This window comes from Devosia sp. MC1541, from assembly GCF_012847305.1.
Classification (GTDB): domain Bacteria; phylum Pseudomonadota; class Alphaproteobacteria; order Rhizobiales; family Devosiaceae; genus Devosia.
Window position 1 is genome coordinate 324833 of the sequence record NZ_JABBDZ010000002.1, and the last position, 11966, is coordinate 336798.

10 protein-coding genes, 1 rRNA gene and 1 pseudogene are annotated in these 11966 nt (G+C 55.2%); 8 read left to right on the top strand and 4 right to left on the bottom strand.

The window, feature by feature from the left end:
* Nucleotides 1-79: 79 nt before the first annotated feature.
* Nucleotides 80-367, top strand: a complete 288-nt coding sequence (locus HKD40_RS04350; protein WP_169194495.1) for a 4a-hydroxytetrahydrobiopterin dehydratase — start codon at nucleotides 80-82, stop codon at nucleotides 365-367.
* Here HKD40_RS04350 and HKD40_RS04355 read toward each other — a convergent pair whose 3' ends face one another.
* Genes HKD40_RS04355 through HKD40_RS04365 form a run of 3 tightly spaced genes read right to left on the bottom strand, consistent with a single transcriptional unit; the run spans nucleotide 368 to nucleotide 6193 of the window.
* Nucleotides 368-3823: an error-prone DNA polymerase gene (locus HKD40_RS04355; RefSeq protein ID WP_169194496.1), complete on the bottom strand. Its 3456-nt coding sequence runs from the start codon at nucleotides 3821-3823 to the stop codon at nucleotides 368-370. It abuts the gene before it with no gap.
* On the bottom strand, nucleotides 3820-5460 hold the full coding sequence (locus HKD40_RS04360) for a DNA polymerase Y family protein (protein ID WP_169194497.1): 1641 nt from the start codon (nucleotides 5458-5460) through the stop codon (nucleotides 3820-3822). Before HKD40_RS04360 ends, HKD40_RS04355 begins: the two co-directional genes overlap by 4 nt.
* Nucleotides 5381-6193: a hypothetical protein gene (locus HKD40_RS04365; protein ID WP_169194498.1), complete on the bottom strand. Its 813-nt coding sequence runs from the start codon at nucleotides 6191-6193 to the stop codon at nucleotides 5381-5383. Before HKD40_RS04365 ends, HKD40_RS04360 begins: the two co-directional genes overlap by 80 nt.
* Before the next feature lie 199 nt (nucleotides 6194-6392).
* Here HKD40_RS04365 and HKD40_RS04370 point away from each other — a divergent pair, with 199 nt between their 5' ends.
* The 4 genes from HKD40_RS04370 to HKD40_RS04385 all read left to right on the top strand — a co-directional run bounded on the left by HKD40_RS04370 (nucleotide 6393) and on the right by HKD40_RS04385 (nucleotide 9431).
* On the top strand, nucleotides 6393-6839 hold the full coding sequence (locus HKD40_RS04370; protein WP_169194499.1) for a TerB family tellurite resistance protein: 447 nt from the start codon (nucleotides 6393-6395) through the stop codon (nucleotides 6837-6839).
* Nucleotides 6840-6921: 82 nt separating this feature from the next.
* Nucleotides 6922-7371: a universal stress protein gene (locus HKD40_RS04375; RefSeq protein ID WP_169194500.1), complete on the top strand. Its 450-nt coding sequence runs from the start codon at nucleotides 6922-6924 to the stop codon at nucleotides 7369-7371.
* A 99-nt stretch (nucleotides 7372-7470) separates the two neighbouring features.
* On the top strand, nucleotides 7471-7998 hold the full coding sequence (gene ppa, locus HKD40_RS04380; protein ID WP_169194524.1) for an inorganic diphosphatase: 528 nt from the start codon (nucleotides 7471-7473) through the stop codon (nucleotides 7996-7998).
* Between the two features lie 128 nt (nucleotides 7999-8126).
* The gene (locus HKD40_RS04385) at nucleotides 8127-9431 is read left to right on the top strand and encodes a serine hydrolase (protein ID WP_169194501.1); all 1305 of its coding nucleotides are present in this window, start codon (nucleotides 8127-8129) and stop codon (nucleotides 9429-9431) included.
* Here the strand turns inward: HKD40_RS04385 and HKD40_RS04390 are convergent.
* Entirely contained in the window at nucleotides 9428-9946 is a 519-nt protein-coding gene (locus tag HKD40_RS04390; RefSeq protein ID WP_169194502.1) for a cytochrome b/b6 domain-containing protein, read from the bottom strand. The two genes, HKD40_RS04385 and HKD40_RS04390, sit on opposite strands and share 4 nt — an antisense overlap.
* Before the next feature lie 80 nt (nucleotides 9947-10026).
* Here HKD40_RS04390 and HKD40_RS04395 point away from each other — a divergent pair, with 80 nt between their 5' ends.
* From HKD40_RS04395 to HKD40_RS04405, 3 genes and pseudogenes are all read left to right on the top strand, one after another.
* Nucleotides 10027-10458 carry a MarR family transcriptional regulator gene (locus HKD40_RS04395; protein WP_169194503.1) on the top strand — a complete coding sequence of 144 codons (432 nt, stop codon included), beginning with the start codon at nucleotides 10027-10029 and terminating at the stop codon, nucleotides 10456-10458.
* Between the two features lie 98 nt (nucleotides 10459-10556).
* A pseudogene (locus HKD40_RS17815) lies at nucleotides 10557-11359 on the top strand (DUF3445 domain-containing protein).
* A gap of 545 nt (nucleotides 11360-11904) precedes the next feature.
* A 16S ribosomal RNA gene (locus tag HKD40_RS04405) occupies nucleotides 11905-11966 on the top strand; the annotation flags it as partial.

Here is an 11966-nt window from a genome sequence, read left to right on the forward strand (position 1 = left end):
TTTCGAATTAGGTGCGCTCAAATGCTGACTAGTGTAAATTGCTGGTTAAATTCTGACCTCTCGCCCAGGTGGGGACGACTTGAGTAAACTGACTGCTGAACAGATACAGACCCTTATCGGCGAGTTGCCGAATTGGTCGTGGAATGAAGACCTTAGCGCGATTACATGCTCGGTTCAGTTCCGTAATTTTTCTGCAGCCTTTGCCTTTATGGCGCGCGTTGCCCTGCTTGCCGAAAAGGCCGGGCACCACCCCGATTGGTCTAACAGCTATGGGCGTGTCGATATTGCGTTGACGACGCATGATGTCGGTGGGGTGAGCCAGAAGGATTTTGACTTGGCGGCTCGTATCGAAGCCTTGCTCCGATAATCAATGGAAATTGCGGCCTGTTGGCAGCGCTGCCCAAGCGCGCTTACGGGCCTGCTCGATTTCGCGCTGCGCGTTGCGGTCGCGGCTATGGCTGCCGGGTGGACCAGATTTTCCCTCGTCGGCGCGCGCTACGACAGCGTCGCCCATGTCGATGCCATTGGAAATATCGAGCAGGTGCGGGGTCAAATCCACTAACTGCTCGGCGATAATGTGAATAACCAAGCCCTCGCGCTGCACCTGCCCGCGCACAGCAAGCATGCGGCTTGAGAGTAGTGTTTTACGATTTGTGTCGTCGGCAAAGAGTTTTGGCCAAACGACGATATTGGCTGTGCCTGTTTCGTCTTCGAGCGTGACGAAGATGACCCCGCCCGCAGTGCCTGGGCGTTGCCGAACGAGCACGAGACCTGCCACTTCAATGCGGTGGCCCGGTGTAACTGTCTCCAAATTGGCAGCGCGTGTTGTGCCGCGTGTAATCAGCATGGGGCGCACAAACTGAACCGGGTGCCCTTTGAGCGAAAGGGATAGCGTGGCGTAATCGTGGATAACCTCTTCTCCGGGTGCCATAAGGGGGAGGTTGGGGGCTTCTTCCAAGACCGGCAAAGAGGGCGGTGGGGCAGAGGCGAAAAGCGGCAGGGTTTCAGCGCCATGTGTGCCGACGAGGCCCTTTACCGCCCAAAGTGCCTCACGACGGTTAAGCCCCATGGAGGCAAACGCATCGGCTTTGGCTAGTTTTTCTAGGCTGGCGACCGAAACGCCTGTGCGAAGCCAAAGGTCTTTTACCGAAGCATAGCCCGAACCGCGTCGAGCTATGATGCAGTTGACGTCTTTTTCGGCTAGGCCGTCGACAAAGCGCAAACCAAGGCGAATGGCTTTGGTCGAAAATATATCGCCTGCCATATTGGCATGTTTGGGCCAAAGGCGGGTGGCTGCCGGCGCGGTGCCATCTTCCATGACGCATTCAAGCTCAGACAGATTGATGTCTGCATCTAAAATCTCAACGCCATGCTCACGCGCATCGCGCACGATTTGGCTGGGTGCGTAAAAGCCCATGGGTTGGGAGTTGAGCAGGGCGCAGGCAAAGATGTCCGGGTAGTGGCATTTGAACCAGCACGAGGCGTAGACCAGTAGGGCAAAACTGGCGGCGTGGCTTTCAGGAAAACCATACTCGGCAAAGCCCTGAATTTGGGCGAAGCAGTTTTTAGCAAACTCGAGCGGATAGCCATTGGCGGCCATGCCTGCGAGAAACTCATCGCCAAATTGGGCGATCTGTCCGGTTCGACGCCAAGAGGCCATAGCGCGCCGCAATGAATCAGCTTTGCCGGGTGAAAAACCTGCGCCGACAATGGCAATTTGCATGGCCTGTTCTTGGAACAGGGGAATGCCTAGCGTGCGTTTCAGCACATCCTTCAACTGATCATTATAATAGACTGGTTTTTCCAATTCCTGACGGCGGCGCAAATAAGGATGGACCATGTCCCCTTGAATGGGGCCGGGGCGAACGATGGCGACCTCAATGACGAGGTCATAAAATTCTTTTGGCTTGAGGCGCGGCAACATCGACATTTGCGCCCGGCTTTCGATTTGAAAGACGCCAAGCGTATCGGCGCGCTGGATCATGTCGTAGACGCGGGCCTTATCCAGCGGGCCATCGCCGGTTTCCTCGGCATGAATATCAACGAGGGTGAGCCGCTTGTCATAATGGACATGCAAAAGCTCAAAGGCACGCCTGAGGCAGGAGAGCATGCCGAGGGCCAGAATATCGACCTTCAAAATGCCGAGCGCGGCGATGTCGTCTTTGTTCCATTCGATGATGACGCGGCTATCCATGGCGGTTTTGCCGATGGGGACCATGGTTTCAAGACTGTCGCGGGTGATGACAAAGCCGCCGACGTGTTGAGAGAGGTGGCGAGGAAAACCGCGGAGCACTTTCACCACTTCGAACATCTGGGAAAGAACCGGGTCGTCCGGGTTGAGGCCAATGGCCTTCACCTTTTCTAACTCGACAGCTGAGCCAAAGCCCCAATGAAGCTGGTTGAAGGCATTGACCGTGTCTTCGGAAACGCCAAAGACTTTTGCGGTTTCACGGATGGCGCTTTTAGAGCGATAAGTAATGACATTGGCGGTTAGGCCTGTGCGGCGACCACCATATTTTTCATAGACATATCTCATCACCTCTTCGCGCCGTTCGTGCTCGAAATCGACGTCGATATCGGGCGGTTCATCGCGTTCGGTGGAAATAAAGCGACCAAAGACGAGGTTGCCGGTAACGGGATTGACCTCGGTGATATGGAGACAAAAACACACGGCAGAGTTGGCCGCTGAGCCGCGCCCCTGGCAAAGGATTTTTCGCTCGTAGCGGGCGAAGCGCACGATGTCATGGACGGTGAGAAAATAGGCGGCGTAGTGCTTATAGGCGATGAGGCAGAGCTCATTCCAAATCATCGCCTTGACGGTATTGGGAATGCCTTCCGGGAAGCGCCGTGCCGCACCCTCCCATGTGAGGCGCTCTAGCGTTTGTTGAGCAGTTTCACCATTGCCGATGGTCTCTTCGGGATAGTTGTATTTGAGTTGATCGAGGGTGAAGCCAATCCGCGCCATGATGGCTTGGGTCTGGGCTATGGCGTCAGGGTGTTCGGCAAAAAGACGTTCCATCTCAAAAGGGAGTTTGAGATGGCGTTCTGCATTTTTGGTCAGCAGCCACCCGGCGTCATGCAGGCTTGTGTGCTCACGAATGCAGGTGACAACATCGGCGACAATGCGCCGATCTGGCTCGTGATAATAAACATCGTTACTCGCGAGCATTCTGGCCCTATGACGACGCGCGGAGATGTCGACACGGTTGAGGCGTGCACGGTCATGACCGTCAAAGCGGGGCACGCCAGCGACCCAAACGTTTTGTGTTCCGCCAAATCGCGTCAGCGCAGCAAGGGTTTGCTCGGTGCGCCTCCAATCGCGCTCATCGGGCATGAGAATAAAGAGTTGCCCCTCGACAAAGCTTTCTTGCGGGCCGTGTTCTTTGGGTGAGGCTGGGTCTCCATTGCCGAAGAGATCGGAAAGGAGAAGTGAGGGGGATCCCTTTTCGCCGCGCTGATTGGCAAGGGTGAGGAGCTTACAGAGCCGTCCATAGGCCGGTCGATCAGTGGGGTAAGCGATAATATCGGGCGTGCCATCGTCAAAGCATAGGCGAACGCCGACGAGATAACGGAAGCTCTTGAACCTTTCGGCATGATGTTTGACGGTGGTGAAGGCGCGCACAACCCCAGCAAAACTATTACGGTCGCAAAGCCCCATGCCATTCAGACCCAATTGCATGGCTGCGGACACAAGCTCCTCGGGGTGAGACGCGCCCCGTAGAAATGAGAAATTGCTGGTGGTGATGAGCTCGGCAAAAGGCGAAGTTTTTGGTCGTGCGCTAGGTGGGCGCTCTCGCGTGGGAAGGCGGATAATTTCGGTCATGCAAAGAGCCCATGGAGATACCAAGTGGGATGGGTGTGCCCGCCATAAAAGCCCTGCCGGAACACCCAAAAACGGCGTCCTACTTCGTCTTCGACACTGTAGTAATCACGCGTTGCGTCGTCTGGGACGAAGAGAGGCAAGGGTGATAAATAGGGCAGTGCCAGTTGCGCCTCACCCTCTGCTGGCTCTTTAGGCTGTGTCTCTGGGGCAAGCTGCAAGCGCTCGGGCGCGCGCCACCATTCAGCGCCCAAGCGCTCGGGGCCAGCTCCTTTAACGAGGCGATAGTGCAGGCGACGCCAAACCATCAAGGCGGGTAGGCCATCAGGAACTTCGGCGCTAATGTCGATGCGTTCGGGTGAGGGCAGGAGACGCAATGGGCGCGTCATCTCTGGCCAATGATCTGGCCTGTCGAATGTTTGGCACGCTTGCACAGGCACAAGACGCGCGGCGCGCTCGGGCATGTGTGAAGGCAAAAGCTGGGTGCGGACGACAGAAAGCACGCCGAGCCGGCTGGCGAGCCGATCGTTAAGCTGGTCGAGATCTTGCGTGCCATCTTCTAGGCTGAAGGCGGAGGCCTGCGCTTCGCCCAAATCATCCAAAGAACTGGCCGAAAGGCGCACCATATCAATGCCAAAGCCCGGGTCGTATTCGGCAGATAGCCGGTCGGCACGATGAACGAACAGCTGGCTGATGTGATGAGCGTCGCGGGTTACGCGCGCTGAGTTCACCGAAAGCGTCATGACCTTATGATCGACGCGATAAAGAAAAAGGTGAAAGCTTTGCGCGCCTTGTCCTTGTTTTTCCAATTGATGTGAGAGGGTGATCGCGAGGTCTTTGGTGGTGGCCAAAACATCGTCGAGGAGCGCTATGGGATCGGCAAAGCGGCGTTCGGCAAATTGTTCGGTTTGCGGGAGGCGCGGGTTCATCCGCTCAAGCACGTGCCCATAAGCCTGATCGAGACGCAAAATCAGGCTTTGGCCGAACCGGGCTTGCAAGGGCTTGCGCGGACGTGTGCGCAGTTCACCAATGGTTTTAAGGCCCATTTGGGCAAGTGTGGCGAGTTGCTTTTGATCCAGGCGCAATGCGGCGACAGGCAGGGTATCGAGAACGTTGTCGAGAGTGTCAGGGGAGACGATTTGACTGCGCGCATAATGGCTCACCCCCCAAGCGGCCCCAATGGTTGGGGCTATCGAGCCTGCCACGGTGTAGCCAAGAGCGCGAAGGCGTGTAAGCAGTGTTCGCAACATATTCGGCTCGCCACCGAAGAGGTGATCGACGCCGGTTGTGTCCATAACGAGATCGCCGAACTTCGACGGGTCCTGCATAACGGCGACAAGCGGACTAGCATTGGAATGCCAGTCGGCAAAATCGGCGAAGCCAGCCTCAAACCAATCGCGATCCATCTCCCGCACGATGAGAGTAGGAACCAGAGCCCGGGCATCGGCCAAGGTTTGACCTTGGCGAATACCCAGTTGTGACGCTTCCCTATCTAGCGCTGCAATCCGAAGGCCTCCCTGTACGCGTTCATAAAGCGCCAAAGGGCCGGTGAGGGTGGGTTCAGCTCGCTTGAGATAATCGGTTGCCCAGCTTGGTAGGTAGAGGACGAGGAAGCGGCGTATTCGTGCGGATCCGATCATTGGGGCCGCGTCGCGGTGTAAAACTGGTGAATCCATTTTCCGTCCATCCCAGCACCCATTCTGCGTGCTGCTTGATGAGGGAGCCTCGCTCGAGCTTGACCGTCCAACGTGCAGGGCCAGGAGCGTGATCGTCAAAAGGTTTGCGGCCACTGGTGATAGGTGCCAACTGCCAGCGCAATTGCGCCGCGCTTGCTTCGCGCGTTTTGCCGTAACGCAAGAGAAAAAGGCTGGCCCCTGATTGGGCCGAGCGCAGGCTCAAGCGGCGGCTTGCGGTAAAATCGAGATGCTTTGAGGGTTTTGCGACATCAGCGATGACAGCGGCAATAGCCTTGCAGTTAAGTGCTTCTTCACAGGCCCAGAGCAGCTCGGTGATATTGGCTACGCGCACCAAGACAATGGCCGCGGGGTCTATGCCGAAGCTGATCAGGCCTGGGCCATAAGGCATGCCCATGTCTTGCGCTTGGTTGATGAGCTGGACATAGAGAATGCCCATTCGTCGACCCGCTAAAAGACCACGTGTTTGTGCCAAGGCAAAGCCAAGGCTGACGCTGGAATGGCGCGTGTCATCGGTAAAAACTTCCTGTACTAAGCCTCCGGCAAAGCGCGGAAATCTCGTGCTTACTGTGTCGGCGTCAACGCGATGGCGCGCCTCCGCCAAGGCGGGTTTGCGCTCAATATCGGCAATGACGTCACGCAGCGCGGCAAGGCGCTGGTGTCGATTTGGGGCCTGCATAGGTCACCGCTGATGTGAACATAACGAGAACAAAATGACTCTAAATCCACGAAGAGTCGAGTCCATTTTCTTGCTCTGCAGTGTGACGCAGCTGCATCAATAGGGAGCTAGAGCGCAACAAAGGCCTTGGAAGGCTTTGTGTTTGTGCCCCTTACGGCTAAGTTTTCCTCAGCCCCGTCTTTCTTCTTACGAGTAATATATGTTTGAGGCCCTGACCCGACTGTTCTCCAAGCCCCAGTCGCAAACCGATCTTCTCGATCCACAAGTTGCTGTCGCAGCACTGCTTGTGCATTTGGCCGCCGTTGATGGTGCCGTGAAGGATGATGAGAAAAAAGCGATCCGCGAGGTGCTGGGCGACTATTACAGCCTCAACGAGGCCAGCGTAGAAAAGTTGGTTCAGGAAGCGTCTCGCCGCGATGCGGAGTCGGTGGATTTTTACAAGTTTACCAGTGGCATCACCCATCTGCCGATGGATGACCGTATCGAGATTATTCGTATGATGTGGACCGTAGTGTTCGCTGACAGCAAAAATCATGAGCTGGAGGACAATTTGGTCTGGCGTATCGCCGAATTGATCGGTGTCTCCAGCCGTGATCGTACAATTTTGCGCAATCAGGTTCGGCAATTGTCCTCATCTGACGAGTGAAATTATCAAAGACTGATCCAGATCAAAGCGGCCCGGGTGTTTTTGCGCCAAGATATCGGCATCCACATACGGAGGCAGTGACATGTTTAAATCGATTCTGATCGCGACGGATGGATCCGAGCTTGCCAGCAAGGCTTTGTCGGCTGCATTGGAGCTCGCCAAGCTTAACGGCGCCAGCGTAATTGCGCTGACCTCTACCGATCCAATTGTGTCGGCATTGGGTGGCGGTAGTTTCGGTGCGATTGATGCAGGGTCGATCTTGTCGGAGCTTGAGGAGAGCTATGCCAAGCATGCGAAAACCATTTTGGCTCAAGCTCGCGACATTGCGCAGGCCCAAGGGGTAAATATCGAAACGCGCTATCTGGCAGAGCACCGTCCGGCTGACGCAATCCTTGAAGCCGCTGAGAAAATCGGCTGTGACACCATTGTTATGGGTTCGCATGGTCGGCGTGGTTTTCAGCGTATGCTCCTCGGCAGTCAGGCGGCAGAGGTGCTTGCGCGATCGACCATCCCCGTACTTGTCATTAAATAGGGAACGGTCTGCGTCCGTTTGCGTCTTGCCTTTTGGTCGGTTTTGCGGGCAGAAGCTGCCCAATATTCCGTCATCAAATTGAACGGCAAGGTTACGACCATGAATATCGACGCGATCCCGACCGGCAAGAACCCGCCCGAAGAGCTCAATGTCATCATTGAAGTTCCTCTTGGGGGCGAGCCGATCAAGTATGAGATCGACAAGGACAGCGGTGCTCTCTTTGTTGATCGTTTCCTCTATACGCCAATGCGTTATCCGGGGAACTACGGCTTCGTTCCACACACTTTGTGCGGCGACGGCGATCCGCTGGATGTGATCGTAATGAATTCTCGTCCGCTTGTACCGGGTGCAGTGGTGCGCTCGCGCCCGGTTGGCGTGCTGTTTATGGAAGACGACGGCGGCCAGGATGAGAAAATCATTGCTGTGCCGGTGTCCAAGTTGACCCGCATGTATGACAATATCTTGGATATTGGTGACATGCCGGAAATCCAGCTCGAGCGCGTCAAGCACTTCTTCACCCACTACAAGGATCTTGAACCAGGCAAGTGGGCCAAGATCAATGGCATCGGTGGTATTGAGGACGCCCGCAAGGTGATCCTAGATTCGATCGCGATGGCGAAGAAATAACCAACCAAATTGCAGCTCCGGCGTTGTGGGTTAAAGCCGACAACGCCGGAGCTGTTTTTATGAGAATTTTCGCCGTTCTGGCTGCTACCATATTTATGCTCTCATCTGTGATGGGACAGGAGGCAGCTATGCCCTCGGATGGCGACGTCGCGCAGATCCTTGGCGATCGTATCGGTCGCGATCAGGCCAATGTCGGCATAGCCGTTGCGATCGTGGAAGATGGTGAGACGCGTTTTGTTTCTCATGGCACCATCTCGCTGGATGATCCCACTCCGGTCGACCAAAAGACCTTGTTTGAGGCGGGGTCAATTACCAAAACCTTTAGCAGTCTCTTGCTGGCGCAACTCGCGCTCAATGGTGTGATGGATGTTGATGCACCCATAAGCACCTACCTGCCGGAGGGCACTCAACTGCCTGAGAGCGAGCAGCCTATCACGGCGTTTACTCTCGCCACGCATACAGCTGGGCTTACCGGCCTGCCGCAAAGCATCACAGACAAAGGCCTCGATGATCCTTACCGGGATACATCGCGTGAGGATTTGTTTGCATGGTTAGCTGGCCTGACGCTGGCGCGCCCAGTGGGCGAGGCATTTGAGTATTCTAATGCAGGCGCCGCCTTGCTCGGTATCGCGATGGAAGAAGCCAGCGGGGTGTCTTACAGCGAGCTGATGCGAACGCTCATTTTTGAGCCTCTCGAAATGTCGTCTAGCCGCATACAGCTCACCGGGGAAACCATCGAAGGTATGGCGACAGGCTATGACTCTGCCCGGGAGCCTGCGGCCAATTGGAAATTTGATGCTTTCGCACCCGCGGGGGCTCTCGTGACCAATGCGGAAGATCTGGCAAAATTTATCGCTGCCGCCAGCGGCAATAGCGACACATCTTTAAAACCGGCGTTTGAAAAAATGCTGGAGCGACCCGGAGAGATCAGCCAAGGACAATCCATTGCCATGGGTTGGTTCATCACTGATTTAGGGCAGGGCGACATCATCTGGCATAATGGTGGTACCGGCGGATTCCGCAGCTTTGTTGGATATGACAAGCTCAGTGGAAACGGCGTCGTCGTTTTATCCAATATGGCAACATTAGCCGGTATCGACGACATTGGGATGCATTTGCTCAATCCATCGTTGCCTCTACGCGAACAGCCAAAGTTGCGTACGGAAATCGAGATCGATCCGTCTGTGTTGCCTATGTATGTAGGGACCTATCAGCTCACCCCGGATGTTGCCTTCACCATCACCCAAAGCGCAGGACGACTTTACGCCCAACTCACCGGGCAGGATCAGTTCGAAGTGTTTCCTGAAGCAGAGCATGAATTTTTTTATAAGGTCGTCGACGCCCAGTTGAGTTTTGAGATTGTCGATGGAGCGGCGGTTGCCCTGACGCTCCATCAAAATGGCGTTGATCAGAGGGCCGAAAAGAAAACCTAATGGGGCCGCATTCGCGCCAGCAGATTATCCTTGATGACGAGCTGGTGCCAAAGCGCGGCACCGATATGGCCAATGACCAGCAACAACAATATCTTGCTGAAGATCGTATGGGCTCCAAACGGCGGTAAGGTCGAAAAGCGAGGAAGTGCGCCGCCTGAAAACACAGCTGATCCCGCGCCACTCAAAAGTAGCATGGCGACGCCACTACCGACCATGACCACGATCGCGCCATAGAGCAGCAAGTGTACCGCTTTAGCCGCTCGTTCTTGCCCTGCAGTCATGCCGACGTGTGGAGCTGGATGTTTGTCAAAAAATATCCACCAAGCGGCACGGACGAGAGTTAGAACACCAAGTAATAAGCCCAAGCTGACGTGAAACGGTAGGATCGGCGAGACCTGTGATTGTGGTGCCCAGTCTAAAGCTTGGCCGCTAGCCAGCATTAAAATGACTATCAATGCTGAGATCCAGTGGAGCAACGCAGCTGTGCGGCCATAACGGTCAGAAGAACTCTTCATCGGCGTCACATTCTCGGTTTTGACGTTAGTGACTAAGTGAATATAGTTAGCCTACTATATATATTGCGATCCCCGTGTAAATGGCACTGCTCAAGACTACCTCCGTTGGCTATACGACCAATCACGCTGCCCGTTTGCTGATCCGCTTATTGGAGCGGGAGCTTACGCCGCTGGGCCTGAGTCCGGCCTATATGCCGGTTCTTCTGGCGCTGCAGCACCGCGCGCACTCGCAGAAAGCACTCGCTGAAGCGGCGCAGGTCGAGCAGCCCACGATGACCGCAACGCTGACCAGAATGGAACGTGATGGCTGGATTGATCGCCACAAAAATCCGGAAGATGGTCGGAGCGTCTTGGCCTCACTGACGCCTAAGGCACTTGCAGCACTGCCCAAAGTGGAGGCCGCTGTCGCTCGCCTCAATGCAATTGCCTTATCAAACCTAGATGAAAAAGAGACGCATCAGCTCTTTGCGCTCTTAAACAAGGTGATATCGTCGCTCGATCGGTCTCTGTGATGTGTGACATGACGATCTCAACGCCCTACGACGGTTCATCCAAGCTTTTTCAGATAGGCACCAAACCAATCAGCCCCGACCATTGGTTGGAGCCTGACATGTGTCTAGCGCCGCATCTCAGGGAAAAAGACAGGCTGCTGACGGGGTACCGCCCCGCTGTCTATGCCGAACAAGTCGAAAGCTATGAAGCACAGCAGGAACTCCTTTCGCTTCTAACCCAATACCTGCCTGAAGCGCATCCGGGCGCCTACCAGCGTCACGTCGATGGCCTAGCCATATCGGCGATCAACGAGGTCCGTCCGATAACTGGGAAGGACAGTCCGCTGTTGACCGCCGCGCGCCTCGTGCAAGACGATCTGCTGATCCTGCAGCGCGACACCGAAGCTTGGCGCCTCACGGCAGCCTGCCTCTGTTTCCCATCACCTGGCTGTTAGCGGAGAAGATCGGCAAACCCCTTGCGGATATCCATGCCCCCGTTCCGGGGTTTGGGCCTGGCACGCGCTCAGCTCAAATTATGGCTCGGATGTTCGATACCGCGCGACCGGAAACACCAATGATCCGCTGGAACTATTCTCTTTATGGCGACCATCGACTTTTTCATCCGCAGAGCACTGGACCTACTGAACAGAGGTTCGGGACAGCAGTTCGGGCAGACCCGATCTTTATGCGCGTTGAACGACAGACATTGCGGAAGCTTCCTAAGACTGGGGCGCTGGCCTTTACCATTCGTGTATCTGTCGACCCGATCGAGAAGCTAAGTGGTCATCCGAGGCAAGGGGAGATCGCCCACGCGCTTATCGACCAGATTAATGCACTCAGTGAAGAGCAACTGGATTACAAGGGACTCACGCGTGAGAAGTCCCGTGTCATCGAACGTCTCGATGAGCTTGTTACGGCATAAGCGCTTCCATACATGCGTGAGTGCTAAAAGCCTGAAATATTGAGATTTCTGCGTCACCCCTTGAAAACTAGCCGTCTCGCAACATTTGTTCACAGCGGGAAGAGAAACACGGCCAGTTTTGTCGTGATTTTGTCATGAGGGGTTGCCAGCAAAACGGCCTGCCCCTATAACCCGGTCATCGCTGCAGAGCACAGCGCCTTCCGGCACTGAGTTCTAGCGGCACAGAAATCTGAAAGATCAGGCAGTTTGGCCGGTAACGGCGCGAAAAGCTTTGTCTCTAAGAACTCAGGAAGCTCTGCTTCCAAAATGACGTGTCCGGTTTGCGCCGATGGGTCAGCTCTTTGACATTGTGAAGATTGAAGAAAGAGAAACGTGGACGGCGAGGTTCTTGCGAACGGAAGCTGGGGTTTACTCCGGTGGAAGTTATACAAGACTTCGATGGGTGCACGTTTCTAGAGGTACACTCTTTTAGCGCTTTAATAGCGCAATTTGATGTGTGTCCTCGTCAAAACGCAAACGTGCATCTAGCGACAATAGTCATGATTAAACTTGAGAGTTTGATCCTGGCTCAGAACGAACGCTGGCGGCAGGCTTAACACATGCAAGT

What these genes read in the sequence shown, in the direction of transcription:
- HKD40_RS04395 (WP_169194503.1), top strand. Translation starts at nt 10,027, where the DNA reads ATGGCACTGCTCAAGACTACCTCCGTTGGCTATACGACCAATCACGCT.
- HKD40_RS04385 (WP_169194501.1), top strand. Translation starts at nt 8,127, where the DNA reads ATGCCCTCGGATGGCGACGTCGCGCAGATCCTTGGCGATCGTATCGGT.
- HKD40_RS04360 (WP_169194497.1), bottom strand. Translation starts at nt 5,460, where the DNA reads ATGATCGGATCCGCACGAATACGCCGCTTCCTCGTCCTCTACCTACCA.
- HKD40_RS04370 (WP_169194499.1), top strand. Translation starts at nt 6,393, where the DNA reads ATGTTTGAGGCCCTGACCCGACTGTTCTCCAAGCCCCAGTCGCAAACC.
- HKD40_RS04390 (WP_169194502.1), bottom strand. Translation starts at nt 9,946, where the DNA reads ATGAAGAGTTCTTCTGACCGTTATGGCCGCACAGCTGCGTTGCTCCAC.
- HKD40_RS04365 (WP_169194498.1), bottom strand. Translation starts at nt 6,193, where the DNA reads ATGCAGGCCCCAAATCGACACCAGCGCCTTGCCGCGCTGCGTGACGTC.
- HKD40_RS04355 (WP_169194496.1), bottom strand. Translation starts at nt 3,823, where the DNA reads ATGACCGAAATTATCCGCCTTCCCACGCGAGAGCGCCCACCTAGCGCA.
- HKD40_RS04375 (WP_169194500.1), top strand. Translation starts at nt 6,922, where the DNA reads ATGTTTAAATCGATTCTGATCGCGACGGATGGATCCGAGCTTGCCAGC.
- ppa (WP_169194524.1), top strand. Translation starts at nt 7,471, where the DNA reads ATGAATATCGACGCGATCCCGACCGGCAAGAACCCGCCCGAAGAGCTC.